Genomic DNA, 25,268 nt, shown 5'->3' with positions numbered 1-25,268 from the left:
GGGGATCGCCGGCCGCGGGGACCACCCGCGCGTGGCCGCGGTGGGGACGCGCGGCGCCGGTCACCGTACGCGGGTCACCGGGGAGGCCGGGGGCGGTCACGGAGCGGGTCGCGGGGGGCCGGGGGCGGTCACGGAGCGGGTCGCGGGGGGCCGGGGACCGGTCGTCCGTCGTTCGTCGGCCGGGGTGCGGGGAGGTGCTCCAGGCGGCCGTGCGGGGGGCGTTCACGCCACAGCCGCAGGGCCGTGTCGACCAGGCGTACGCGGGTGAGCCCGGGTACGGCGTCCAGGTCATGCCAGGCGGCGAAGTCGGTGGAACCGCCGATCTCGTACCGGAGTTCGCCGCCGGTCACCTCGCCCTCGTAGACGATGCGCAAGCCGTGGTGGTCGGTACGGCGCAGCGGACGCCCGCTGGGCAAGAGGCGCCGGGAGGAGTCGACGCCGAGCAGACCGGTCACCTCGATGCGGTAGCCGGTCTCCTCGGTGACCTCCCGGCGGACGGTGTCGTACGGGTCCTCGCCGTGCTCCATGCCGCCGCCGGGCAGCACCCACTCGGGCGTGCCGTCGGGGGCCGGCGAGCGGGCCAGCAGGATCTGTCCGTCACGGACGCACACGGCGTAGGCCGCCACCCTCAACTTCCTTCGCATTCCCCGACGTTAGCGGGCATGTCGGCCGGTGAGCACCCCGCCGGGGGGGACCGGGTGCGGGCCTCGCCGGGGAGCGGGAGGGCGGCGCCCGTACACAGGAGCACGGGTAACCACCGTACGACCCGCCAGAAGGGGGGACTCGCGGTCCGGCTGGAGAGCAACGGGCCGGCCGGGGCCCACCCGGCCGACGCGGAGGTGCTGGACCACCTGCCGACGGCGCGCGAGGCGCTCGGGGCCGCGGTGAACGGTCCCCTCGGACAGGCGGCGCCGCTCGTGGACGCGGTGCCGGTGCTCGATGGCCACCCGCGGCAACCGGGCCGAGGCGTCCCGCCATTACGCGCGTTCCAAGGACACCTGAGCAAATACCGCCCTATAGACGCCCGAACCGCTCAAATCACATCGCGGGTTTTCCCCATACGTTCATCTCGTTTCGGTCAACGGTCCCCGATTTTCCTGGCCCTTCGGTAAAGCTGAGCGCTCTCGTCCGCTCGTTCCTTTACCTGAGGGATGCCGATGACCCACACCCCCGAGCGTGATCCCATATCCGGTCCGAGACGCCTGGCCCGCATAGTCGTGGCCGTGGGCGTGGTGGCCGCCCTCTCCGCGGCGGGGCCGGTACCCCTGGCGCTCGCCGCCGACCCGTCACCCGCCCCGGCCGCCGACCCCGGCGTCAAGTCCGCCCACGACAAGCTCGGTTCGGACGACGCCGACGCGCTCGCCGAGGCCAAGGCCGACGGCGCCAAGAACGTCACGATGATGATCGCGACCGCCCCCGGGCAGACCGAGCAGGTCGCCCGGACGCTGGACGCGGTCAAGGGCGGCTCGGTGGGCCGCAGTTACGACAAGGTCGGCTACGTCCGCGCCACCGTCCCCACCGGCAGGGCCGACGCGGCCATCAAGGCGGCGGCGGGACTCTCCTCGGTGCACGCCATCGACCTCAGGCAGGAGATCCCGCTCGACGACCCGACGCCGAGCACGGTCACCACCGCCAGGGCCGGTCAGGCGGCGAAGGCCTACCCCGCGCCGGACAGGAACACCCCGGCGGAGAACCCGTACAACCCCTCCTTCGAGACCGGTGCCGTCGACTTCGTCAAGGAGCACCCGAAGGCGGACGGCCGCGGCGTCACCATCGGCATCCTCGACTCCGGCGTCGACCTCGGCCACCCGGCGCTGCAGAAGACCACCACCGGCGAGCGCAAGATCGTCGACTGGGTCACCTCGACGGACCCGATCCTCGACAGCGACGGCACCTGGCGCCGGATGACCAACCCGGTCAGCGGCCCGTCGTTCAGCTACGGCGGCGCGACCTGGAAGGCGCCCGCGGGTGACTACCAGGTCAGCCTGTTCCGCGAGTCGGCCACGGCCGGCGGCGACGCCAAGGGCGACGCCAACCGCGACGGCGACACCACCGACGCCTGGGGCATCCTCTACGACCCGGCCGCCGGCACCGTCCGCGTCGACCTGAACAACAACTTCGACTTCACCGACGACACGCCGATGAAGCCGTACAAGGACGGCTACCAGGTCGGCTACTTCGGCACCGACGACCCGAAGACCGACGTCGTCGAGCGGCAGCCGTTCGTCGTCCAGATCCGCAAGGACGTGCCCACCGACCCGTACGGCGGCGACTGGGTCGGCAAGAAGGCCGACTTCGTCAACATCGGCGTCATCGAGTCCGAGCACGGCACCCACGTCGCCGGCATCACCTCCGCCAACGGCCTGTTCGGCGGGAAGATGAACGGCGCCGCCCCCGGCGCGAAGATCGTCTCCTCGCGGGCCTGCACCTGGACCGGTGGCTGCACCAACGTCGCGCTCACCGAGGGCATGATCGACCTCGTCACCAACCGCGGCGTCGACATCGTCAACATGTCGATCGGCGGCCTGCCGGCGCTGAACGACGGCAACAACGCGCGCGCCGAGCTGTACACCCGGCTCATCGACACCTACGGCGTCCAGCTGGTGATCTCCGCGGGCAACTCCGGCCCCGGCGCCAACACCATCGGCGACCCCGGGCTCGCGGACAAGGTGATCTCGGTCGGCGCGGCCATCTCCAAGGAGACCTGGGCCGCCAACTACGGCTCGGCCGTGGCGAAGAAGTACGCGATGATGCCCTTCTCCTCGCGCGGCCCGCGGGAGGACGGCGGCTTCACGCCGACCCTGAGCGCGCCCGGCGCGGCGATCAACACCACCCAGACCTGGCTGCCGGGCTCCCCGGTCGCCGAGTCGGGCTACTCGCTGCCGGCCGGCTACTCGATGCTCCAGGGCACCTCGATGGCCTCCCCGCAGGCCGCCGGTGCCTCCGCGCTGCTGCTGAGCGCGGCGAAGCAGAAGGGCATCGACCTCACCCCGGCCAAGCTGCGCACCGCGCTGACCTCGACCGCCGACCACATCAAGGACGTGCAGGCGTACGAGGAGGGCGCGGGACTGATCAACATCGTGGACGCGTGGGACGCCATCCGTGACGACGCCACCGCCCACGACTACACGGTCAAGGCCCCGGTCGACACCGCGCTCGACTCCGCCCTGAAGACCCCGGGCTTCGGCACCGGCCTCTACGACCGCGAGGGCGGCCTGCAGGCGGGCCAGAAGAAGACGTACGACGTCACCATCACCCGCACCTCCGGCCCGGACAAGGCCGTCCGGCACGAGCTGCACTTCGAGAACAACGCCGGGCACACCTTCCGGATCGTCGGCGACGACGTCGTCGGGCTGCCGCTGAACCAGCCGGTGACCGTCAAGGTGCAGGCCGCCCCGAAGTCGGCGGGCATCAAGAGCGCGATCCTGGAGATCGACGACCCGAGGACCGAGGGCATCGACAAGCAGATGCTCGCCACGGTCGTGGTCGCGGCCCCGGTGCACTACAGCTACTCCGCGTCCGGCTCGGTGCAGCGCAACAGCACGCAGTCGTACTTCGTGTCCGTGCCCGAGGGCGCGAAGTCGCTGGAGGTCGCGATGGGCGGCCTGCAGGACAAGAGCCAGACCCGGTTCATCGCCATCCACCCCTACGGCGTCCCGTCGGACAACACGGGCACCCCGTACTGCTACAACAACTACCTGGACGGCAACGGCTGCAAGCCCGACGTGCGCGCGTACGCCGACCCGCAGCCCGGCGTCTGGGAGGTCGAGGTCGAGGCGCGCCGCACCTCTCCGCTGCTCGACAACCCGTTCAAGCTGGACGTCACCGTCCTCGGCGCGGCCTTCGACCCGGAGACCGTGACCGTCCCCGAGGCGAAGGTCGGCACCCCGGTGACCGCCTCCTGGAAGGTGACCAACAAGTACGCCGCGCTGGACGGCAAGCTGGTCGGCGGCCCGCTCGGCTCGGCCAAGTCGGCCCGCCCGTCCATCAAGCAGGGCGAGACGCAGACCGGTACGGTGGTCGTCCCGGCCGGCGCGACCTCGCTCGACGTCGCCATCGGGGGCGTCTCGGACGCGGCGGCCGACCTGGACCTGACGGTGTACGACGCGTCCGGCAAGGAGGTCGGCAAGTCCGCCGACGGTGACTCCGAGGAGGCGGTCTCCGTGCCGTCCCCGGCCGCCGGCACCTACACCATCGAGGTCGTGGGCTACTCGGTGCCGTCCGGCTCCACCGACTACGACTACCGGGACGTGTTCTTCTCCTCCGCGCTCGGTTCCGTCACGGTCGGCGACTCGGCCCCCGTCAAGCTCGACACGGGCGCTTCGGCGACGGTGACCGGCCAGGTGACGGCCGCCACCGAGGCTCCGGCCGGCCGTGAGTTCTTCGGCCGGGTGCAGCTGGTGAACGCGCGCGGCACGGTCGCCGGCACCGGCAGCGTGAAGATCGAGAAGGTCACGCCGTAACGGGGTGACGCACGCGGGAGGGGCGGGTGTCCTGGCGGACGCCCGCCCCTTCTCGTCGTGCCGCCCGGTTCAGGAGGCGTCGCCGGAGGGGCAGGCCAGGTCCCGGGAACCGGGCAGGGCACCGGTGATCCGGGCACGCTCGGCGGCCACGCGGGCGTCGCCCACGGCCCACAGGCTCGCGTACCGCTCGCCGCGGGCGACCGTGACGAGCACGTGCTGTCCCGTGCGCGGCGCCGGCCACGTGCCCGCGTCGAGCAGGACGCCGACCTCGGCCGGGCCGTGCGCGGGCTTGTAGGTACGGCTCACGGTCAGCGTGACCCGGCTGCCGGAGGGGTCCTCCTGCCGCTCCACCCGCGCCACGGTGCCCTCCACCGCCAACCGGGCACAGGCCAGTTCACGTTCCGGGTCCGCCGCCCGCCCGCCCTCGCCGTCCGCGCTCTTCGACGCCGCGCCGGCGTCGACGCCGCCCTGCGTCACCAGCCGGCCGACGCCCAGGGACAGGGCGACGACCACGACACCGGCGAGCGACCCGATCACAATCCGCCGAGCCCCCGTCCGCGGCGACCGCCCCGCCCTCCCGACGGGGCGCACCCGGCCCCGTCCCCGCCGAGCGGCCCCCGCAACACCTACACCCGCGGTCCCCCCGCCCCCCACGCCAACCGCCGCGCCCCCGGCCACCGAACCGCCCACCGCGTCCCCGACAGCGGCGTTCCCGCCCACCGTCTTCCCGGCCGCCGTGCCGACGGCCGCGTCCCCGACGTCCGCGTCCAGAGCCCCCGCACGTCCAGCCACCGCATCCCCGGCACCCGGGCCGACGGCTGCGTCCCCGCCCGCCGTCGCCTCGGCCACCGTCCCCCAGGCCGCCGCCTCACCCGCGTCCCCGACGGCCGCGCCCACGGCGCCCGCACCTCCAGCCACCGCGTCCCCGTCCCCCGGGCCGACGGCCACTTCCCCACCCGCCGTCCCCCCGGCCGCCGTGCCGACGGCCGCGTCCCCGACGTCCGCGTCCCCCGTCCCCGTGCCGACGGCCTCCCCGGCCACCAGGGTCTCGGCCACCGCGTCCCCGACGTCCGCGTCCAGAGTCCCCGCACGTCCAGCCACCGCATCCCCGGCCCCCGTGCCGACGGCCTCCCCGGCCACCGGGGCCTCGGCCGCCGCGTCCCCGGGTTGCTCCTCCCGCTTCTCTCCCGTCAGGGCCTCGGCCAGCCATGTCAGTCGGGCTCGGAGCATGGCCACGTCGGCCTGGGCCGCCCGGTGTTCGGTGAGGAAGGCGGGGTCCCGGTGGGCCTCTTCCGGGAGCGGGTCGTCGGTGATCGCGGCCATCAGGGCGTCCATCCCGTCGTACTCCCCGGCGTTCCGCGCGTTCTCGTGTCCGGCGGTCACGTCACACCACCTCGTCCTCGTGCAGCCGGTCGCGCAGTGCGCGGACCGCCGTGTGCAGCCTGCTCTTCACCGTGCCCTCGGGGACGCCCAGCTCCTCGGCGATGGCCCGCACCGGCAGGTCGGCGAAGAAGCGCAGCACGATCACCTGCCGTTGGGCGGCCGGCAGCTCGTCCAGGCCCCGGGCGACGGCGAGGGAGAGCAGGCTGGTCTCCTCACCCGAGGGGTGCGCCGGCTCGCGCAGCGCGGCCAGCCGCTCCCCCAGCCGTTCCCCGCGCCGCTTGGCCCGGTGCCAGTCCATGGCCAGGTTGGAGGCGACCACCGCGGCCCACGCCGACACGTCCCGCGGGGCCTCGCGACCGCTCGCCGCCCGCTCCAGCAGCCGCAGCCGTACCTGCTGCACCCCATCCGGCAGGTCCGACTGCGGCACCCCGCCGAGTGCGAGCACCGCCCGCACCCGCCGTTCCTGGGCCGCGTCCAGCGGATCGTCGCCGGCCGGGCCGAGCCCGCCGGTCCCGCCGCTCCGGTCCTGACCGGCGACGGCCGGCCCCCGGTCGTGGCGCGTCCTTCCGCGCAGCACAAGCCACCCCCTCACGCGTCTGCCCCTATGACGTGGCGGCGGGCCGAAACGTTCGGGACGCCCCGGCCGGGCGCAGAGGCGTACGTCACACCTTCGTATGGCCGGGGGCCCATCGGGCAGGGGCGGGACAGCACAGCTTCCGGCGCGGTCCCACCGCGGAGGGAATTTCTGCAGCTCAGCGGCGCGCCAGGCGGACAGATGGAACCGTCCGCGGGGGGATCGTGTCCCATTCCTCGGGCAGGCGCCGCAAAGAATTGGACAGCTGGACCGGGGTCGGCCGCATGATGGAAAAGCCCCGGTCAGGCAAGAGACACATAGAGGGAGTCGCTGTGAGGGTCGGAATCGTCGGAGCCACCGGTCAGGTGGGCACGGTCATGCGCAGGATCCTCGTGGAGCGGAACTTCCCGGTCACGGAGCTGCGCCTGTTCGCCTCGGCCCGTTCCGCCGGGACCGTGCTGGACGGCGTGACGGTGGAGGACGCGACGACCGCCGACTACACCGGCCTGGACATCGTGCTCTTCTCCGCGGGCGGCGCGACCTCCAAGGCGCTGGCCGAGAAGGTGGCCGCGCAGGGCGCCGTCGTGATCGACAACTCCTCGGCCTGGCGCAAGGACCCCGAGGTCCCGCTGGTGGTCTCCGAGGTGAACCCGCACGCGATCGCCGACCGTCCCAAGGGCATCATCGCCAACCCGAACTGCACCACGATGGCCGCGATGCCGGTGCTCAGGCCGCTGCACGAGGAGGCCGGCCTGGAGGCACTGGTCGTCGCCACCTACCAGGCGGTGTCCGGCTCGGGTCTCGCGGGCGTGGCCGAGCTGCACGGCCAGGTGCAGAAGGCGGCGGCCGAGGCCGACAAGCTCACCCACGACGGCGCGGCGGTCGACTTCCCCGAGCCGCAGGTCTACAAGCGCACCATCGCCTTCAACGTGCTCCCGCTGGCGGGCAACATCGTCGACGACGGTCTGAACGAGACCGACGAGGAGCAGAAGCTGCGCAACGAGTCCCGCAAGATCCTGGAGATCCCCGAGCTGAAGGTCTCCGGCACCTGCGTGCGCGTCCCGGTCTTCTCCGGCCACTCCCTCCAGGTCAACGCCCGGTTCGCCCGCCCGATCGCCCCGGAGCGCGCCACCGAGCTGCTGGCGAAGGCGCCCGGCGTCGCCCTCTCCGAGATCCCGACCCCGCTGCAGGCGGCCGGCCAGGACCCGTCGTACGTCGGCCGTATCCGCCGCGACGAGACGGTGGACAACGGCCTCGCCCTGTTCATCTCCAACGACAACCTCCGCAAGGGCGCCGCGCTGAACGCGGTGCAGATCGCGGAGCTGGTGGCGGCGGAGCTGTCCTCGAAGGCGAAGTAGCGCACGCACGTAAGACGAGGTGGCGCGAGGTAGCGCACCCGCGGAAGACGAGCGGCACAGGGGCGGTCACGGTCATGTGGCCGCCCCTTCCGCATGCCGGGCGCACGGGCGGCGCGGCCGCTGCCGGACCGCGCCGCCGAGCTGACGGCGCTGCCCGGCGGCGCGCCGGCCGACGTACCCGCACCCGCGGCCCCTGCCCGCCGCCGCCCGCGAACCGCCGTTCCCGGCCTCGTCCGTGGCCGCCGGCCGGCCGGAGGAACGCGGCGGCGCCCGGCGCCACTTCGCGCCCCGGCGCGTCATGGCCGCCCGGCGCATCCCCTGCGCCTGGCGGTCATGACGCGCCGGGCCCTGACCGGCACCGGTCCGGCGGCGACGGCACCCTCGACCGGTCGACCGGTCACCCGGTCCTCGGCGCCGCACCTCGCGGACCTGGTGGGCGGGTGGTGCCGAGGACTCGACAGGGCGTACGGGCCGCGCCGGGTTCCGGTGTCCGCGCGGACGGCCCCGCACGTGCGGACGACGCCGGACCCGGCGGCCGGGCTGACCTGGGCGGAGCGGGCGCCCGGCGGGTGACACCGGGTGGCGCCACCACGGGCTCCCCACGTGACCTGGCCCTTTCCCGGCGTGCGGGGGGACGGCCGCTCGAGATGCCGAGCGACCGATGGGCCGCTAGCGTGTTGGAGGAGGGCCGCGATCGGGCGGTGTGCCCGCCATCGGCGGCCGGCAGCCCAAGTGGCACAGGCCGTGCCTGTCGTCCCTCCGGCATCACTACGACCGCGCAGTGCCCGTTCGCACCGCGGTAGCGGCCATCGCCCCCGTACCGGGAACCCCCGCGAGGGCGTGGAAGGAAGGTAGGCCCATGAAAGCACAACGCGTGAGGCATCTCTTCGCGGCGACCGTGGCCGGTGTCCTCCTGGCCGGCGGCGCCACGATGAGCGTGGCGAGCACGGCCTCGGCCGCCACCCCGGACCAGGTGTCCACCCACCACGGCTGCTGGTACGGCGGCTGCGGCTACGGATACGGCGACTTCTTCGGCAACGGCTTCCGCAACGGCTTCTACGGCACCGGCGTCGTGGTGGTCGTGGTGGGCTGACCGCGGTCGCGGACCCCGCGTCCGCCACCCCCCGGCCGAAGCCGGACGGGCTCCCCGCCCGTCCGGCTTCGGTATGTCGGGGGCCCGGTGCCGCGGCCGCTCACGGCCTGCGGACCTCGTACAGGAAGCACCCGTACTCCACCGCCCGGACGTGGACCAGGGCCACCTCCGGGTCGTCGAACGCCGCCGCGAGCGCAGGCCGGAAGGCGTCCGCGTCCGCCACCAGCCGGCCCCCGAGAATCCGGCCGTCGGCCGAGTAGCGGCGCAGCACGCGGCGGGAGCCGGTGAACGGCAGGGCCTCGCCGGCGGGGCCCGGGCACTCCTCGGCGTGGACGAAGACCGGGCCCTGCTCGTCGTAGGCCCCCGGGTCGGCGCCCGTCTTCGCGGCCCAGCGGCGCAGCGGCGCGTACGAGACGAGGGCGATCCGCTCCCCGGGAGCACTGCGGCGCAGACAGCAGCGCAGCGGCGCGCCGCCCTCCGCGTCGGTGAACGGGGCCATGGGCCGGCCGGCGTCGTCGGCCGTGCGCAGCTCCTCGAGGACCCCGGGGGTGATGGGGTGTGCGATGGGTTCCGTCATGCCCTCAGCGTCCCGTCGCACCACCCCGGCCACCGGCGGGTTACGGACATCGCGTTCGGTGCGGCTCCCATGGAAGGATGGCGCAACCGACACAGAACGAGGAGATGACCGGGTGCCTGGCACAAACCTGACTCGCGACGAGGCACGGCAGCGGGCCGAGCTGCTCTCCGTTGACTCGTACGAGATCGATCTCGACCTCTCCGGCGCGCAGGAGGGCGGTACCTACCGGTCCGTGACCACGGTGCGCTTCGACGTGGCCCGCGGCGGTGCCGAGTCCTTCATCGACCTGGTGGCCCCGGCCGTCCACGAGGTGGTCCTCAACGGCGACCATCTGGACCCCGCCGAGGTCTTCGCGGACTCGCGGATCGCCCTGCCGGGGCTGCTGGAGGGCCGCAACGTCCTGCGGGTCACCGCGGACTGCGCCTACACCAACACCGGCGAGGGCCTGCACCGCTTCGTCGACCCGGTGGACGAGCAGGCGTACCTGTACACCCAGTTCGAGGTCCCGGACGCCCGCCGCGTCTTCGCCTCCTTCGAGCAGCCGGACCTGAAGGCCACCTTCCAGTTCACCGTGAAGGCGCCCGAGGGCTGGACCGTCGTCTCCAACTCGCCGACCCCGGAGCCGAAGGACAACGTCTGGGTCTTCGAGCCGACCCCGCGCCTGTCGACGTACGTCACCGCGCTGATCGTCGGCCCGTACCACTCCGTGCACAGCGTGTACGAGAAGGACGGCCGGACGGTCCCGCTCGGCATCTACTGCCGGCCCTCGCTCGCCGAGTACCTCGACTCGGACGCGATCTTCGCGGTGACCCGGCAGGGCTTCGACTGGTTCCAGGAGAAGTTCGACTACGCCTACCCCTTCGAGAAGTACGACCAGCTCTTCGTACCCGAGTTCAACGCGGGCGCCATGGAGAACGCGGGCGCGGTCACCATCCGGGACCAGTACGTCTTCCGGTCGAAGGTGACCGACGCGGCGTACGAGGTGCGGGCCGCCACGATCCTGCACGAGCTGGCCCACATGTGGTTCGGTGACCTGGTCACCATGGAGTGGTGGAACGACCTGTGGCTGAACGAGTCGTTCGCCACCTACGCCGAGGTCGCCTGCCAGGCCGCCGCGCCCGGCTCGAAGTGGCCGCACTCGTGGACCACGTTCGCGAACTCGATGAAGACCTGGGCGTACCGGCAGGACCAGCTGCCGTCCACGCACCCGATCATGGCGGAGATCCGCGACCTGGACGACGTGCTCGTCAACTTCGACGGCATCACCTACGCCAAGGGCGCGAGCGTCCTCAAGCAGCTGGTGGCGTACGTCGGCGAGGACGAGTTCTTCAAGGGCGTGCAGGCCTACTTCAAGCGGCACGCGTACGGCAACACGCGCCTGTCCGACCTGCTGGGCGCCCTGGAGGAGACCTCCGGCCGCGACCTGAAGACGTGGTCGAAGAAGTGGCTGGAGACCGCCGGCATCAATGTCCTGCGGCCCGAGATCGCCACCGACGCCGACGGGGTCATCACCTCCTTCGCCGTCCGCCAGGAGGCCCCGGCGCTGCCGGCCGGCGCCCAGGGGGAGCCGACCCTGCGCCCGCACCGCATCGCGATCGGTCTGTACGACCTGGACGAGGCGAGCGGCAAGCTGGTGCGCACCGACCGGATCGAGCTGGACGTCGACGGCGAGCTGACGCCCGTGCCGCAACTGGCCGGCAGGCGCCGCCCGGCGGTCGTCCTGCTCAACGACGACGACCTGTCCTACGCCAAGGTCCGCCTGGACGAGGAGTCGCTGAGGACCGTCACCGAGCACCTCGGCGACTTCGAGGCGTCCCTGCCGCGCGCCCTGTGCTGGGCGTCGGCCTGGGACATGACGCGGGACGCCGAACTGGCCACCCGCGACTACCTCTCGCTGGTGCTGTCCGGCATCGGCAAGGAGTCCGACATCGGCGTCGTGCAGTCCCTGCACCGCCAGGTCAAGCTGGCCATCGACCTGTACGCCGACCCGGCCGCCCGGGACACCCTGCTGACCCGCTGGACGGACGCCACGCTGGCCCACCTGCGCGCGGCCGAGCCGGGCAGTGACCACCAGCTGGCCTGGGCCCGCGCCTTCGCGGCGACGGCCCGGACGCCGGAACAGGTGGACCTCCTCGACGCCCTGCTGGACGGCTCGACCACCATCGAGGGCCTGGCCGTCGACACCGAGCTGCGCTGGGCCTTCGTGGAGCGGCTGGTGGCCGTCGGGCACTACGACGAGGCGGACATCGCCGCGGAGTACGAGCGGGACCGGACGGCGGCCGGTGAGCGGCACGCGGCCACCGCCCGCGCGTCCCGGCCCACGCCGGAGGCGAAGGCGGAGGCGTGGGCCTCGGTCGTCGAGTCCGACAAGCTGCCCAACGCCGTGCAGGAGGCCGTGATCAGCGGCTTCGTGCAGACCGACCAGCGGGAGCTGCTCGCGCCGTACACGGACGCGTACTTCGAGGTCCTCAAGGGCGTCTGGGAGTCCCGTTCGCACGAGATGGCCCAGCAGATCGCCGTCGGCCTGTACCCGGCGGTCCAGGTCTCCACGGAGACCCTGGACAAGACGGACACCTGGCTGGCCTCGGCCGAGCCGAGCCCGGCCCTGCGCCGTCTCGTCTCGGAGTCCCGCTCGGGCATCGAGCGCGCGCTGAAGGCCCAGGCGGCGGACGCCGCGTCGGCCTAGCGGAACACCGGCGGGGGCGCCCGGTGCGACACCGGGCGCCCCCGTCCGCCCTCACACCGGGGCGGCCCCGCCGTCGGCGGTGTCCCGCAGGGTCCGCAGCACCCGGCGCACCGCCCGTCCGGACTCCCCGCCCCTGCGGACCGCCGCCACCACATGCCGTACCGGCCGGTCCCTGCCCAGTTCGCGCAGGGTCGCGCCCGTCCGCCCACCGGCTGCCATCCGCGGCACCAGGGCGACGCCCATCCCCGCCTCCACCATGGCCAGGATCGCGGCCCAGCCGGAGGCCGAGTGACCCTGGTGGGGGCTGAAGCCGGCCGCCTCGCAGGCGCGGCGGGTGATGTCCGACCAGGGGCCGCTGCCGCCGAAGATCCAGGACTCGTCGGCCAGGTCGGTGAGGGTCAGCTCCGCGGCGCGGGCGAGCGGGTGGTCCGGGGGGAGGGCCACGTCCAGCGGATCGGCCAGCAGCGGCACGTGCGTGAAGCGGGGGTCGGCCGCGCTCGGGGCCTCGGCGGCCAGGGACAGGGCCAGGTCGACGTCACCGGCGGCCAGCAGATCAAAGGTGTCGGTTTCCATCCGCAGCAAGGCGTCCCCCGTCGGATTCTTGCGAACTCGGCTTCCCGTCGCGTCCGATCGGCCGCCACCCGGTCATCGTACGCAGCGATACGCAGCCCGTTCGTACAGGGGAGTTGAGGACATGCGTAGGTGGGGGACGCTCACGGCCGTGTGCCTGGGCACATTCATGCTGCTGTACGCCTCGGCCGCCTCCGCCTCCCGGACGCGCACGCTCACTCCGGGGTGCGTCGCCCGCAGCGCCCGTACGGCCGGTACGACCAGGGCGGGCACGGCTGTCGAGAAGGCGCCGACGCGGACCTCCCCGGCCTCGCCGTGCGCGTACGCCGCGAGGGCCGCGTCCGCCCGCTCCAGCTGCTCGAACACCGCCTCCGTGTGCGCCAGCACCAGCCGGGCCGCGTCGGTGAGCCGGACCCGGCGGCCCTGGGCCTCCAGCAGCGGCACGCCGAGCTGAGCGGCGAGGTTGGTGAGCTGCTGGGAGACCGCGGACGGGGTCATGTGCAGGGCCTCGGCCGTCGCGGTCACCGTCCCCCGCTCGCGCAGGGTGCGCAGAATGCGCAGCTTCCTCAGCTCCCACTCGGCCATGCGCGCACGCTACACGGCCTCCCCCGCGGCCCCGGACCCACCGGCGTGCGGGCGCCTCATCGGACAGCCGCCCGGCATCGGGCGGCAGCCGGGCACAGGGCGGCACCCGCACGTGGGAGAAGCCCCCGCCATCGGGCGGCGCCCGTCACAGGACGCACCCGGTGTGCACGCTCCGTGACGAATCCGTGGGTGCGGTCGGCGCCGTGGGCGGTCCGGTGGCCGCGGGGGTGTTTACCGCGCCCGCTGAGGGTCACGCGACTCATGAGAGCCGAACTGCCCGGCGCGAGCGGATCCCACCCGCCCGTGAGCGGGGAGTCGGGTCCTGGGACCACCGGCCCGGCACCGCCGCGCCGGACAGACGCTCGCGTGCGACGCGCGCGCGACCGCCCAGTGCACGAGGAAAGGCCTACTCATGACGGAGTTCCACCCCGCCACCACCACGGATTCGGGCGCGCCCGTCGAGAGCGACGAGCATTCGCTCACCGCGGGTCCCGGCGGGCCCATCCTGCTGCAGGATGCCTACCTGATCGAGCAGATGGCGCAGTTCAACCGGGAGCGCATCCCCGAGCGCCAGCCGCACGCCAAGGGGAGCGGCGCCTTCGGTCACTTCGAGGTGACCCACGACGTCAGCGCCTACACCAAGGCGGCCCTCTTCCAGCCGGGCGTCCGCACCGACCTGGTCATCCGCTTCTCGACCGTCGCGGGCGAGCGCGGCAGCCCGGACACCTGGCGCGACCCGCGCGGCTTCGCGGTGAAGTTCTACACCAGCGAAGGCAACTACGACATGGTCGGCAACAACACGCCGGTCTTCTTCGTGAAGGACCCGATGAAGTTCCAGCACTTCATCCGGTCCCAGAAGCGCCGCGCGGACAACAACCTGCGCGACCACGACATGCAGTGGGACTTCTGGACCCTCTCCCCGGAGTCCGCCCACCAGGTCACCTGGCTGATGGGCGACCGGGGCATCCCGCGGACCTGGCGCCACATGAACGGCTACACCTCCCACACCTACATGTGGATCAACGCCGCCGGTGAGCGCTTCTGGGTCAAGTACCACTTCAAGACCGACCAGGGCATCGAGTTCTTCACCCAGCACGAGGCCGACCAGATGGCCGCCGCCGACACGGACTACCACACCCGGGACCTGTTCGAGCACATCCGGGACGGCGACTTCCCGAGCTGGACCCTGTACGTGCAGGTGATGCCGTACGCGGAGGCCGCGGGCTACCGCTTCAACCCGTTCGACCTGACCAAGGTGTGGCCGCACGGGGACTACCCGCTCATCCCCGTCGGGCGCATGACGCTCGACCGGAACCCCACCGACAACCACGCCCAGATCGAACAGGCGGCCTTCCAGCCCAACAACTTCGTCCCCGGCATCGGCCCGAGCCCCGACCGCATGCTGCTGGCCCGGCTCTTCTCGTACGCGGACGCCCACCGCTACCGCATCGGCGCCAACTACCAGCAGCTTCCGGTGAACGCCCCGGTCGTCGACGTCCACACGTACTCCAAGGACGGGGCGATGGCCTACCGGTACACGACCGACCCGGTCTACGCCCCCAACTCCAAGGGCGGTCCGGCGGCCGACACCGAGCGCTACGGGTCCCCGCCCAGCTGGGCGGTCGACGGCGAGATCACCCGCGCCGCCTACGTCTCCCATCCGGAGGACGACGACTGGAGCCAGCCGGGCACCATGGTGCGCGAGGTCCTGGACGACGCCGCCCGTGACCGTCTGGTCGACAACGTCGTCGGTCACCTCCTCAACGGAGTCACCGAACCGGTGCTGGAACGCGCCTTCACCTACTGGTCGAACATCGACGAGACCATCGGCAAGCGCATCGCCGACGGGGTACGCGCCAAGGCCGACGAGAAGGATCCCAAGGCCGCCGAGCAGGCGAACCCCGCGCGAAGCTCGATGCAGGACAAGGCGTGACGCCCCCTCGGTGACGCCCCCTCGGTGAGGCCTCGTTGAAGGCCCGCTCGGTGAGGCCCCCTGGGTGAGGGGGCCTCAGCGGCGGGTCCCCGCGCCGAGCACCACTCCGGCCAGGACCAGCCCCAGGCACAGCAGTTGTGGCCATCCCGTGCGCTCCCCGAGCACGGCCCAGGACAGCAGGGCCACGCAGACCGGCTGGAGGTAGTACACGACGCCCGCGCGGGTGGCGCCGATCAGGGCGACGGCCTTGTTCCAGGCGAAGAAGGCGAGCGCGGAGGAGACCACGCCGACGTAGAGCAGGGGCAGGACCGTGCCGGGGACCGGCCGGAAGCCGCCCTGTACGGCGAGGCTGACGGCCTGCGCGGGCAGCAGCAGCACCGCGCCGGCCAGGAACGTGGTGAACAGGAAGGCCGTGGCCCCGAGGGCGGCGGGCCTGCGGCGCAGCAGCCCGCTGTATCCGGCGAAGCAGCAGGCGGCGGCCGGCATCCACAGGGCGCCGGCGGAGAAGTCCGCGCCGCCGCCGACGAGCAGCGCCACGCCCGCGCAGGCCAGGAGCAGCCCGGCGGTGCGCCGCGCGCCCAGCCGTACGCCGCCCAGCCGGTCGAACACCGCCATGAGCACCGGCGAGGCGGCCATGATCATGCCCATGGTCGCGGCCGGGGTGGTCAGAGCGGCCTGGTTGACGAGGGTGTTGTAGACGGCCACGCCGAGGAGGGAGACCAGGAGGACGTACCGGGCGTGGCGCCGGAACAGGTGCCGTTGCCGCCAGGCCTGCCGGGCCCCGAAGGGGGCGACGGCGAGCAGGGCGATCACCCAGCGCCAGAAGGCGTGCTGGACGGGTGGGACGCTGTCGTGCAGCCCGCGTGAGGTGACGAAGCTGCCGGACCAGACAACCGTGGCGAGGGCGGCGCAGGTGAGGCCGGCGAAGGGGGCGGCAGACCGCCCCGGCCGGGTGGAGCGGGTGGCCGGGGCGGTGGTGGTCCGGTGCGCGACTGCGGTCACAGGTGGCCTTTCCGGTGGTGGCGGCGGGGTGGACGCCCCTACCGTCGCAGCGCCAGACCAGTCAGGTCCATCGAATCTTTACGACCATTCCTTTCAGCCTTCCTGAACGATCGCGCCTGGCCGCCTCCGAACTGCCCGGCCACCGTGGCTCCGAACGCCAGCGCCATGCCCGCCGTCTGCAACGGGGTGAGCGCCTGGCCGAGGGCCGCCCAGCCGACGAGCGCCGCGGTCAGCGGCGACAGGGGGCCGAGGAACCCGGCCTGGGTGGCGGTGAGCCGTCCGATCCCGCGGAACCAGAGCCAGTAGCCGACGGCCGTGTTGGCCAGGGCGAGGTAGAGGTAGCCGCCGACGGCACGGCCGTCGAGAGCGGGCGGGGCCCCCTCGACGACGGCCGCGATCGGGGCGATGAGCAGACCGCCGGCGGTGAGCTGCCAGCCGGTGAGCGCCAGCGGGCCGACCCCCTCCGGACGGCCCCAGTGCTTGGTCAGCACGGTCCCGGCGGCCATGGCGGTGGTGGAGGCGAGGGCCGCGAGGACGCCGACGAGGTCGAGGGCGCCGGCCCCCTTCAGTACGACGAGGCTGACCCCGAACGCGGCGACCAGCCCGGTCAGCAGCGCGCGCGGAGCCGGCCGCCGGCCGAGCAGCAGCGCCGAGAGCCCGACGACCAGGAGCGGGCCGACCGAGCCGACGACCGCCGCCATCCCACCGGGCAGCCGGTACGCCGCGACGAACAGCAGCGGGAAGAAGGCGCCGATGTTCAGCGCCCCGAGTACGGCCGCCTTGAGCCACCAGACGCCGCGCGGCAGCACCCGGGTGGCGGCGAGCAGCAGCAGCCCGGCGGGCAGGGCACGCACCAGGGCCGTGAACAGCGGGCGGTCCGGCGGCAGGAACTCGGTGGTGACCGCGTAGGTGGTCCCCCAGGACACGGGGGCGAGCGCGGTGACGGCTATGACGGCGGCGCGGGAGCTCGCGGAGGATGTGTCCGTGGCGGCGGGGATGGCCATGGGAGGACTCCTGTCGAATGAAAGGAGCGACGTCAGTCGCTAGTAAGTAGCTTAGCCCTAAGCTACTTATCGTCAAGTGTCTTTCTTGCGGCCAAGCGGATTGCGGTCGATACTCTCCGTATGCAGTCACAGCCAGCGGACTCCGTCGACGCGATCATCGAGCAGTGGGCGCGGGTACGGCCCGACCTGGACACCCGGGCGATGGAGGTCTTCGGCCGGATCTTCCGGCTCTCCCGCGCGATGGGCGACCGGATGGAGAAGGCGTACAAGCCCTACGGCATCTCGCGCGGCGAGTTCGACGTCCTTGCCACCCTGCGCCGCTCCGGCGAGCCCTACACCCTCTCGCCGCGCGAGCTGTCGGCCGCGCTCATGCTCACCACCGGCGGTATGACCGGCCGTCTGGACAAGCTGGAGCGGGCCGGACTGCTGCGCCGTTCCCCCGACCCGCACGACCGGCGCGGTCTCCAGGTGACCCTCACCGAGGAGGGGCTGCGGCTGATCGACGAGGCGGTGGGCGCGGGCCTGGCGGAGGAGAGCGCCGCCCTGGCCACCCTGAACGCCGAACAGGCCGGCCAACTGGCCGGCCTGCTGAGGGAGTTGCTGAGCACGACGGCCGAGTAGCCGACGAGCGGCGGCCGGCCCGCGGGGCTGGGACCACGGGGGTGGCCCGCGGGGGTGGGCCTACGCGCGGACGACGAAGCCGGGGGCGCCGGTCCCACCCGGGCACGCGCGTACGCGTACCGACGGGAGGACCGGCGCCCCCGGCGAACGAACCAGCGGTCCGGTCAGGCCTTGGCGCGGGCGTCGGACCGGACGTCGATGTTGGACGAGGTGGTGTCCTTCTTGGCCCGCGACTTGTCCAGCATCATGACCAGCCCGGCGATCACCACGAACAGCGCCAGCGGGAGGAAGACGTACAGGCCCAGCGTCTGGATGACGCTCAGGCCCTTGCCGGGGTCGTCGCCGTCGTCACGGGTTAGCGCGAGCGCGGGGGACGACATGAGCAGCATCATCAGCGTCGTACCGGCAGCCAGGGCGCCGGCGCGCAGGGCGTTCTTCTTGTCCACGGAATCAAGTTAGCGAACCGTCGCCGGGGCCGCGCGGCCGGGGTGCCCTACCGGGGCGGGGCGTCCCCGCCGGCCGGCCGGAACACCTCCAGCAGCCCCCGCAGCCGGGGCGAGGCCACCAGGTCCTCCAGCGGCACCGGCCGGCCGTCGCGGTCGGCGATCGGCAGCCGCCAGTTCGGGTACTGGTCCCAGGTGCCCGGCAGGTTCTGCGGGCGGCGGTCGCCGAGGCCGTCCGGGAGCCAGACGCCGATCAGCCGGGCGGGGGTACGCAGCAGGAAGCGGTGGACGGCTCGGATCTCCTCCTCCTCGTCGGAGCCGGGCGGTCCGGCCGCCGGGCTGTCCAGCAGGCCGAGGCTGCCCAGCAGGGCGAGCCACTCGGCGGCGTCGGCGGTGGCCTCGGCGCGTTCCTCGGCCGCCGAACGGGTGAGCAGGCCGAGGCGGTCGCGCAGGTCGACGTGGTCGCCGGTGAGCCGGGCGGCGGTGGGCGGCAGGTCGTGGGTGGTGGCGGTGGCCAGGCAGTCGGCACGCCAGCGTTCGGGGGGCAGCGGGTGGCCGTCGCCCTCCCAGTCGCGCTCGAACCACAGCACGGAGGTGCCGAGCACTCCGCGCCGCTGGAGTGCCTCGCGCACGCCGGGTTCGACGGTGCCCAGGTCCTCGCCGATCACGACCGCCCCGGCACGGGCGGCCTCCAGGGCGAGGATCGCGAGCATGGCGTCGGCGTCGTAGCGGACGTAGGTGCCCTCGGTGGGCGGGTTGCCCTGGGGGACCCACCAGAGCCGGAACAGGCCCATGACGTGGTCGATGCGCAGGGCGCCCGCGTAACGGAAGAGCGCGCGCAGGAGGTCGCGGTAGGGGGCGTGACCGGTGGCGGCGAGCCGGTCGGGGCGCCAGGGCGGCAGGCCCCAGTCCTGGCCGCGGGCGTTGAAGGCGTCCGGCGGGGCGCCGACGGACATGCCGGCGGCGAACACGTCCTGCTGAGCCCAGGCGTCCGCGCCGGCCGGGTGCACGCCGACGGCGAGGTCGTGCACGATCCCGACGGACATGCCGGCCTCGCGGGCGGCGCGCTGGGCGGTGCGGAGCTGGCCGTCGGTGAGCCAGGCGAGGCGGGCGTGGAAGGAGACCCGGTCGGCGAGTTCGGCGCGGGCCCGGGCGGTGGCGGCGGAGCGGGGATCACGCAGCCCGTCCGGCCAGCGGTGCCAGTCGGAGCCGTGGATCTCGGCGAGGGCGCACCAGGTGGCGTGGTCGTCCAGGGCCTGGCCGTGGGCCGCGCGGAAGGCGTCGTAGGCGGCCTGCCGGCCGGGGCCCAGGGGAGCCGCGAGGACCAGCTCCAGCGCCTCCCGCTTCAGTTCCCACACGGCGTCCCGGTCGATGAGGGCGCCCTTGTCGAGCACGTCGGCGCGCAGCCGGGCGGCGCGTTCCAGCAGCCCGCTCAGCCGCTCGCGGTCCTCGGCGTACGCGAACTCGGGGACATCCTCGACGCGCAGGTGGACCGGGTCGGGGAAGCGGCGGGAGGAGGGCCGGTAGGGGGAGGGGTCGGTGGGGGAGCCGGGTACGGCCGCGTGCAGCGGGTTGACCTGGACGAATCCGGCACCGGCGGTGCGTCCGGCCCAGCCGGCCAGCTCGGCGAGGTCGGCGAGGTCGCCCATGCCCCAGGAGCGGCGGGAGAGCAGCGAGTACAGCTGGACGAGGAGGCCGTGGGAGCGGCCGGACGGGGCGGGCAGCCGGTCCGGGGCCATGACGAGGTACGCCTCGCCGGTCCGCCCGTCGGGGGCGGTGGCGGTCAGCCGGTGGACCCCGAGGGGAAGGTCCGCGGTTCCCTCCCGCTCCTCCCCGTCCTCCGTCTCGACGCGCAGCCGCGTGCCGGCGGGCAGCGCGGTGAGGGCGGCGGACGGCTGCGCGCCGGCCCACTGGACCACGGTCGGCGGCAGCAGGCGCTCGCGGAGTTCGTGTTCCCGGGCGGTGAGGGCGCTGCGTACCGCGGCCGGGCCGGTCGCGTCGACGCCGAGGGCGGCGAGGGCGGCGGTCACGGCGGAGGCGGGGACCTGGACGGTGCGGTCCGGGGCCGGACGGTAGGAGGTGGCGACCCCGTGCAGCTCGGCGAGCCGGGCGAGGTCCGCGGAGTGCGTGCCGGGGGGCTCGTCGGGCGCCGCGGTCATCTACAGCCCCGGCGCGAAGCAGCCCGGGACCGGGTCGGACTCGCTGGTCAGCGGGGCGGCCTCGGCGAGCGGGGGTTCGCTGGTCAGCGGCTCGGCGTCGGGCAGCGGCGGCTCGCTGGTCAGCGGCGCCTGCGTGCACGCGCTCTCGGCGTTGAAGGCGTACAGCGGCGTCTCGTCGGTCTCGGCGGACGCGTCCGCCCCGGGTTTGTAGGGGACCGGTTTGTACTGGGCCGGGATCGAGAGAGGAGCCGGTGCGGCCACGGGAGGGCCTCCTTGTCGGTGCGCCGGTGCTGCGGCTTCGGACGGGTTACGGCAGGCCTACCCCGTGAGCCCGAAGCCACGCGCGGCAGAACCGGTGCCGGGGTGATCCTGCTCCGGCACCGGTGATCGCACCCGTGTGGTCACCGCTGCTACGCGCCGGTGACCGGCGAAGGGGGCGTGCGGCTGCTCCGCCGCGACCGGCACGAGGCACCCGCGCCCGGCACGAGGCACCCGCGCCCGGCGCACGACCGGAGGCGCCCCGTTACACAACCGGCCCGGACCGATCAGGCGGAGATGCCGTCGATCCGAGCCATGACGTCGTCCGCGCCGAACGGCTGCAAGTACGGCAGCCAGCGCGGATCGCGGTGCCCGGTGCCGATGATGCGCCAGGCCAGACCCGAGGGCGGAGCCGGTTTGTGCCGCAGCCGCCAGCCCAGCTCGACGAGGTGGCGGTCGGCCTTGACGTGGTTGCAGCGGCGGCAGGAGGCCACCACGTTGTCCCAGCGGTGCTGTCCCCCGCGGCTGCGCGGGATGACGTGGTCGACGCTGGTTGCGACGCCACCGCAGTACATGCACCGGCCCCCGTCCCGGGCGAAGAGCGCCCGGCGGGTCAGAGGAACGGGTCCCCGATAGGGAACCCGGACGAATCGCTTGAGCCGGACCACGCTGGGTGCGGGGACTGTGACGGTCGCGCTGTGCAGATAGGCGCCGGATTCCTCGAGGGAGACGGCCTTGTTCTCCAGGACGAGGACGAGCGCGCGGCGGAGCGGTACGACGCCGAGCGGCTCGTACGACGCGTTGAGGACCAGGACATGCGGCACGGGTGCCTCCTTGGGCGTCGGCGGCGCGTGGCTCGCGCCGGGACGATCTGCAGTCAGTCTCCCCTCATGCCTGGTGGAAGCGCCACCATGTCCCGGTAACGGGCTGGGAGTGTTTTCGACCACACCTGATTCATCCCCCGCAGGACGGCCTGTTCAAGCCCGCGTGAGCCGCGTCTCTCCTGCGCGCCCGTTGCCCGGATCGGGGCGGGGCACACGCGATGCCCCGTTAGTGTGGTGGACCTGTCCGTCCGGTGACCTTTTCGTGACCTTGACCGCCCGCCGGTGCGGACCGCGCGACACCTTGGAGGTACCTGCCGTGTCGTCCCTGCCCGCCGTCCTCCTGGCCGCCGGTGCGTCGCCGTCCCCCTCGCCGTCCCCGTCGGGGTCGACCGCCCCGGCCGTGCCGTCGCTCCAGGACGCCCAGGAGAGCGCGACGAACGCGGCGAGCTGGGTCGAGCGGAACTGGTCGACGTGGCTCGCGATGGGTCTGCAGATCCTGCTGATCGTGGTCGTGGCGGTGGCGCTCCGCGCGGTGGTGCGGCGGGCGATCACCAAGCTGATAGACCGGATGGGCCGCGCCCCGCAGGCCTCGGACGGCGGTGCGCTGGGCGGCCTTCTGGTCAACGCCGAACGGCGCCGGCAGCGATCGGCGGCGATCGGCTCGGTGCTGCGCTCGGTGGCCAGTTTCCTCATCCTCGGCACGGCCGCGCTGATGGTGCTGGGCACCTTCAAGATCAACCTGGCGCCATTGCTGGCGTCGGCCGGTGTCGCGGGCGTGGCGATCGGTTTCGGCGCGCGGAACCTGGTCACGGACTTCCTCTCCGGCGTGTTCATGATCCTGGAGGACCAGTACGGGGTCGGTGACGTGATCGACGCCGGTGTGGCCGCCGGCGAGGTGATCGAGGTCGGGCTGCGGGTGACCAAGCTGCGCGGCGACAACGGTGAGATCTGGTACGTCCGCAACGGCGAGGTCAAGCGGATCGGCAACCTGTCCCAGGGCTGGGCGACGGCCGGGGTCGACGTGACCGTGAAGGCGAGCGAGGACCTGGACAGGGTCAAGGCCACGCTGGACGAGGTCGCCGAGAAGATGAGCAAGGAAGAGCCCTGGAACGAGCTGCTGTGGAGCCCCGTCGAGGTGCTCGGCCTGGACTCGGTGCTGATCGACTCCATGGTGGTGCGGGTGTCGGCCAGGACCATGCCCGGCAAGTCGGTCACGGTGGAGCGGGAGCTGCGCTGGCGGATCAAGCGGGCGTTCGACGCGGCGAGCATCCGCATCGTGGGCGGCGCCACGGCACTGGAGGACGTCGAGGACGCCCCCGACCCGACGGCCACGGTGGCTGCCCCCTCGGTGTACTCCAACGCGGACTCGCCGCAGGCGGCGGCGACGGCACCGATCGCTCCGCAGCGGCCGGCGCCGCCGGCGAAGTAGCGGAACGGTTCGGCACACACGTTCGAGTGAACAGGGTGGGGCATTCCGGCGCGGGGACGCGCCGGGTGCCCCAGATTCCGGCTGCCGCGTAAGGGCGGAACTCGGGTCCCGTGTCACCGACTGAGCGGCACCCCGGCCGGTACGCCTCGCGGCCGCCGCCTCAGCGCGCCTGCCCCAGCCGCGCCAGCTGGCACAGGGCCACGAACGCGCTCGCCCCGCGCAGGCCCAGCCGGTACGTCAGCCTCTCGTCCGCGCACAGCCGGACCCGGGCCCCGCCGGACGCCTCGTCCACGGCCAGGGAACCCGTGACGGCGAGCGCGCCGCGGAACGGCCGCCAGCGGAATGTCAGCGGGTCCTCCCCCGTCATGCCGGACGCCCGGCCGCAGCCGGCGAGTCCGGCCCGCAGCCGCTCCGCCGCCCCCGCCGGGAAGGTGCGCTCCTGCGTGGCCGCGAGGGCGTCCACGGTGACCGGGATGCCGGTGCCGCGGGCCCGGCGGACCAGGGCGCGGTGCGCGTACAGGGCCATGAGCAGGGCGAAGAGGGCCCAGCTGACCGGGATGCAGACGATGTCGACGGCGAGCGACCTGGACGGTCCGAGGTTCAGCGCGTCCAGTACGAGCACGAGCACGAGCAGGGGCAGCAGGCCGGACATCGTGGCCGACCACAGCGCCCACAGCAGTCTTCTTCGGGGCATCCTCCACCGTCCGCTCGTCACCGGCGGGGTCCATCGTCCGCCCGGAGAGGCGGTCACGGGGCGGCGGGCCGCGCAGGCGAACCGCCGCGACCAGCGAAAACCACCGGCATGACGTGTCCGTGACGCGCCGATGACCGGGAACCGTCGGCTGAGCGCCCGTACGCGAGGCCCCGTCCCGAGGTAACGACTCTGTTGCCGCGGGGGCGTTGTCTATTGACGCCCCCTTCGTCCTCGGCTTACGTTCCTCCCACCAGAATAGGAAACTTTCCTAACAGTGATCTTCGGCGGCCGGTGATCAAGACTGGACGTCATACCGGGCTCACTGAAAAGCTGGGCGGCTGGAAAGGCAGGTGTCGACATGGCAGGAACCGCCGGTACGCCGGGCACCCCGCGCGTCCTGCGCGCCATGAACGACCGCGCCGCCCTGGAGCTGCTGCTGGAGCACGGGCCGCTGTCCCGCACCCGGATCGGCAAGCTCACCGGCCTGTCCAAGCCCACCGCCTCGCAGCTGCTGGCCCGACTGGAGGCGGCCGGACTGGTCCGCGTCACCGGCACCAGCGAGGGCCGGCCGGGCCCCAACGCCCAGCTGTACGCGGTCGATCCCGGTGCCGCGTACGCCGCCGGGCTCGACGTCACCCCGGACCGCATCCGTGCCGCGGTCGCCGACATCACCGGCCGCACGGTCGGCGAGCACGAGCTGGCCACCCCCGGCCGACGCCCGGCGCAGCCGGTCGTCCGGCAGGTCACCGACGCCCTCGACGGCGCCGTCAAGGCCGCCGGGCTCGCCCGGTCCGACGTGCACCGGCTGGTCATCGGCACCCCCGGCGCCTTCGACCCCAACACCGGACGGCTGCGCTACGCCTCCCACCTGCCCGGCTGGCACTCCCCGACACTGCTCGACGAACTCGCGGCGGCGCTGCCGATGCCGGTGGAGTACGAGAACGACGTGAACCTCGTCGCCATAGCCGAACAGCGGCTCGGCGCGGCCCGCGGCCACGCCGACTTCGTCCTGCTGTGGAACGAGGAGGGCCTCGGTGCCGCCCTGGTCCTCGGCGGCCGGCTGCACCGCGGCTGGACCGGGGGGGCCGGCGAGGTCGGCTTCCTGCCGGTGCCGGGCACCCCGCTGGTGCGGCAGGTCACCCGCGCCAACAGCGGCGGCTACCAGGAGCTCGCCGGCGCCCAGGCCCTGCCGAAGCTGGCCCGGGAACTCGGTGTCGCGGACGTGCCCCCGGGGCCGTACACCGATGCCGCCGCCGTACTCGTGGCCCGCGCCGCCGACCGCGCCGACGGCCCCCACCGGGAGCTGCTCCAGGCCTACGCCACCCGGCTGGCCACCGGTCTCGCCTCGCTCGTCTCCGTCCTCGACCCCGAACTCGTCGTCCTCAGCGGCTCCGCCCTCACGGCCGGCGGCGAGGTGCTGCGCGCCCTCGTCCAGGCCGAGCTGGAGGAGCTGGCCGCGGCCCGCCCCCGCCTGGTCGTCGGTGAGGTCCGCGAACACCCCGTGCTGCGCGGCGCACTGGAGTCCGCGCTCGCCGCCACCCGCGACGAGGTCTTCGACACCTCACGCTGAGCCCCGCCGTACCCCGGTAGCACCTCCTCTTCCGTCCACCCG

At 73.5% G+C, this 25,268-nt stretch carries 19 protein-coding genes and 2 pseudogenes; 8 read left to right on the top strand and 13 right to left on the bottom strand.

The window, feature by feature from the left end; all coding sequences use genetic code 11:
• Window positions 1-128: 128 nt before the first annotated feature.
• A complete protein-coding gene (locus tag AB0B40_RS03895) occupies window positions 129-644 on the bottom strand; it encodes an NUDIX hydrolase (protein WP_362262644.1) in 516 nt (171 codons plus the stop codon).
• A 513-nt stretch (window positions 645-1,157) separates the two neighbouring features.
• Between AB0B40_RS03895 and AB0B40_RS03890 the strand changes: the two genes are divergently transcribed.
• A complete protein-coding gene (locus AB0B40_RS03890; RefSeq protein ID WP_362262641.1) occupies window positions 1,158-4,463 on the top strand; it encodes a S8 family serine peptidase in 3,306 nt (1,101 codons plus the stop codon).
• A 69-nt stretch (window positions 4,464-4,532) separates the two neighbouring features.
• On the opposite strand, the gene AB0B40_RS03885 is transcribed toward AB0B40_RS03890, so the two are convergent.
• Both AB0B40_RS03885 and AB0B40_RS03880 read right to left on the bottom strand, forming a co-directional pair.
• Window positions 4,533-5,846, bottom strand: coding sequence for a hypothetical protein (locus AB0B40_RS03885; RefSeq protein ID WP_362262638.1), 1,314 nt, complete (start codon window positions 5,844-5,846; stop codon window positions 4,533-4,535).
• Between the two features lies 1 nt (window position 5,847).
• Complete coding sequence (locus AB0B40_RS03880) at window positions 5,848-6,423, bottom strand: sigma-70 family RNA polymerase sigma factor (RefSeq protein ID WP_362262794.1); 576 nt, start codon at window positions 6,421-6,423, stop codon at window positions 5,848-5,850.
• Window positions 6,424-6,752: 329 nt separating this feature from the next.
• Here AB0B40_RS03880 and AB0B40_RS03875 point away from each other — a divergent pair, with 329 nt between their 5' ends.
• Both AB0B40_RS03875 and AB0B40_RS03870 read left to right on the top strand, forming a co-directional pair.
• Window positions 6,753-7,778 (top strand): aspartate-semialdehyde dehydrogenase, encoded by a 1,026-nt coding sequence (locus tag AB0B40_RS03875; RefSeq protein WP_345060190.1) that lies wholly within the window; start codon window positions 6,753-6,755, stop codon window positions 7,776-7,778.
• Window positions 7,779-8,637: 859 nt separating this feature from the next.
• Window positions 8,638-8,871 (top strand): hypothetical protein, encoded by a 234-nt coding sequence (locus AB0B40_RS03870; RefSeq protein ID WP_345047711.1) that lies wholly within the window; start codon window positions 8,638-8,640, stop codon window positions 8,869-8,871.
• Window positions 8,872-8,971: 100 nt separating this feature from the next.
• On the opposite strand, the gene AB0B40_RS03865 is transcribed toward AB0B40_RS03870, so the two are convergent.
• Window positions 8,972-9,448 carry a DUF1203 domain-containing protein gene (locus tag AB0B40_RS03865; RefSeq protein ID WP_345047710.1) on the bottom strand — a complete coding sequence of 159 codons (477 nt, stop codon included), beginning with the start codon at window positions 9,446-9,448 and terminating at the stop codon, window positions 8,972-8,974.
• Between the two features lie 112 nt (window positions 9,449-9,560).
• On the opposite strand from AB0B40_RS03865, the gene pepN reads away from it, so the two are divergent.
• Complete coding sequence (pepN, locus tag AB0B40_RS03860) at window positions 9,561-12,134, top strand: aminopeptidase N (RefSeq protein ID WP_362262633.1); 2,574 nt, start codon at window positions 9,561-9,563, stop codon at window positions 12,132-12,134.
• Between the two features lie 51 nt (window positions 12,135-12,185).
• Here pepN and AB0B40_RS03855 read toward each other — a convergent pair.
• Both AB0B40_RS03855 and AB0B40_RS03850 read right to left on the bottom strand, forming a co-directional pair.
• Window positions 12,186-12,692, bottom strand: a pseudogene (locus AB0B40_RS03855) (LysR substrate-binding domain-containing protein); the annotation flags it as partial.
• Window positions 12,693-12,881: 189 nt separating this feature from the next.
• Window positions 12,882-13,289: pseudogene (locus AB0B40_RS03850) on the bottom strand (LysR family transcriptional regulator); the annotation flags it as partial.
• 412 nt (window positions 13,290-13,701) lie between these two features.
• Here AB0B40_RS03850 and AB0B40_RS03845 point away from each other — a divergent pair.
• Window positions 13,702-15,222, top strand: a complete 1,521-nt coding sequence (locus tag AB0B40_RS03845; RefSeq protein WP_345047705.1) for a catalase — start codon at window positions 13,702-13,704, stop codon at window positions 15,220-15,222.
• A 75-nt stretch (window positions 15,223-15,297) separates the two neighbouring features.
• Here the strand turns inward: AB0B40_RS03845 and AB0B40_RS03840 are convergent, their stop codons facing one another.
• Both AB0B40_RS03840 and AB0B40_RS03835 read right to left on the bottom strand, forming a co-directional pair.
• On the bottom strand, window positions 15,298-16,224 hold the full coding sequence (locus AB0B40_RS03840; protein WP_362262630.1) for an EamA family transporter: 927 nt from the start codon (window positions 16,222-16,224) through the stop codon (window positions 15,298-15,300).
• A 38-nt stretch (window positions 16,225-16,262) separates the two neighbouring features.
• Window positions 16,263-17,228, bottom strand: coding sequence for an EamA family transporter (locus AB0B40_RS03835; RefSeq protein ID WP_362262627.1), 966 nt, complete (start codon window positions 17,226-17,228; stop codon window positions 16,263-16,265).
• A 120-nt stretch (window positions 17,229-17,348) separates the two neighbouring features.
• Here AB0B40_RS03835 and AB0B40_RS03830 point away from each other — a divergent pair, with 120 nt between their 5' ends.
• Window positions 17,349-17,849, top strand: coding sequence for a MarR family transcriptional regulator (locus AB0B40_RS03830; protein ID WP_345047701.1), 501 nt, complete (start codon window positions 17,349-17,351; stop codon window positions 17,847-17,849).
• 164 nt (window positions 17,850-18,013) lie between these two features.
• On the opposite strand, the gene AB0B40_RS03825 is transcribed toward AB0B40_RS03830, so the two are convergent.
• The 4 genes from AB0B40_RS03825 to AB0B40_RS03810 form a co-directional block, all read right to left on the bottom strand.
• Entirely contained in the window at window positions 18,014-18,295 is a 282-nt protein-coding gene (locus tag AB0B40_RS03825) for a hypothetical protein (protein WP_345047700.1), read from the bottom strand.
• A 47-nt stretch (window positions 18,296-18,342) separates the two neighbouring features.
• Window positions 18,343-20,451, bottom strand: a complete 2,109-nt coding sequence (gene malQ / locus AB0B40_RS03820) for a 4-alpha-glucanotransferase (protein WP_345047699.1) — start codon at window positions 20,449-20,451, stop codon at window positions 18,343-18,345.
• Window positions 20,452-20,712, bottom strand: coding sequence for a hypothetical protein (locus AB0B40_RS03815; protein ID WP_362262622.1), 261 nt, complete (start codon window positions 20,710-20,712; stop codon window positions 20,452-20,454).
• 284 nt (window positions 20,713-20,996) lie between these two features.
• Window positions 20,997-21,533, bottom strand: a complete 537-nt coding sequence (locus AB0B40_RS03810; RefSeq protein WP_345047696.1) for an HNH endonuclease — start codon at window positions 21,531-21,533, stop codon at window positions 20,997-20,999.
• Between the two features lie 316 nt (window positions 21,534-21,849).
• Between AB0B40_RS03810 and AB0B40_RS03805 the strand changes: the two genes are divergently transcribed.
• On the top strand, window positions 21,850-22,962 hold the full coding sequence (locus AB0B40_RS03805) for a mechanosensitive ion channel family protein (RefSeq protein ID WP_345047695.1): 1,113 nt from the start codon (window positions 21,850-21,852) through the stop codon (window positions 22,960-22,962).
• 160 nt (window positions 22,963-23,122) lie between these two features.
• On the opposite strand, the gene AB0B40_RS03800 is transcribed toward AB0B40_RS03805, so the two are convergent.
• The gene (locus tag AB0B40_RS03800) at window positions 23,123-23,656 is read right to left on the bottom strand and encodes a hypothetical protein (RefSeq protein ID WP_345047694.1); all 534 of its coding nucleotides are present in this window, start codon (window positions 23,654-23,656) and stop codon (window positions 23,123-23,125) included.
• Between the two features lie 358 nt (window positions 23,657-24,014).
• Between AB0B40_RS03800 and AB0B40_RS03795 the strand changes: the two genes are divergently transcribed.
• Window positions 24,015-25,226, top strand: coding sequence for an ROK family transcriptional regulator (locus tag AB0B40_RS03795; protein WP_362262618.1), 1,212 nt, complete (start codon window positions 24,015-24,017; stop codon window positions 25,224-25,226).
• Window positions 25,227-25,268 lie beyond the last annotated feature (42 nt).

Origin of the sequence: Streptomyces sp. NPDC042638 (assembly GCF_040647235.1) — a bacterium.
Lineage (GTDB): Bacteria > Actinomycetota > Actinomycetes > Streptomycetales > Streptomycetaceae > Streptomyces > Streptomyces rameus.
The sequence above is the reverse complement of the archived record's forward strand: the minus strand, read 5'-3'. Positions and strand labels throughout refer to the sequence as shown.

Bases quoted from the DNA above. Each gene is read 5' to 3' on its own strand.
- AB0B40_RS03895 (WP_362262644.1), bottom strand. From the start codon at position 644: ATGCGAAGGAAGTTGAGGGTGGCGGCCTACGCCGTGTGCGTCCGTGAC.
- AB0B40_RS03890 (WP_362262641.1), top strand. From the start codon at position 1,158: ATGACCCACACCCCCGAGCGTGATCCCATATCCGGTCCGAGACGCCTG.
- AB0B40_RS03870 (WP_345047711.1), top strand. From the start codon at position 8,638: ATGAAAGCACAACGCGTGAGGCATCTCTTCGCGGCGACCGTGGCCGGT.
- AB0B40_RS03865 (WP_345047710.1), bottom strand. From the start codon at position 9,448: ATGACGGAACCCATCGCACACCCCATCACCCCCGGGGTCCTCGAGGAG.
- AB0B40_RS03845 (WP_345047705.1), top strand. From the start codon at position 13,702: ATGACGGAGTTCCACCCCGCCACCACCACGGATTCGGGCGCGCCCGTC.
- AB0B40_RS03835 (WP_362262627.1), bottom strand. From the start codon at position 17,228: ATGGCCATCCCCGCCGCCACGGACACATCCTCCGCGAGCTCCCGCGCC.
- AB0B40_RS03830 (WP_345047701.1), top strand. From the start codon at position 17,349: ATGCAGTCACAGCCAGCGGACTCCGTCGACGCGATCATCGAGCAGTGG.
- malQ (WP_345047699.1), bottom strand. From the start codon at position 20,451: ATGACCGCGGCGCCCGACGAGCCCCCCGGCACGCACTCCGCGGACCTC.
- AB0B40_RS03800 (WP_345047694.1), bottom strand. From the start codon at position 23,656: ATGCCCCGAAGAAGACTGCTGTGGGCGCTGTGGTCGGCCACGATGTCC.
- AB0B40_RS03795 (WP_362262618.1), top strand. From the start codon at position 24,015: ATGGCAGGAACCGCCGGTACGCCGGGCACCCCGCGCGTCCTGCGCGCC.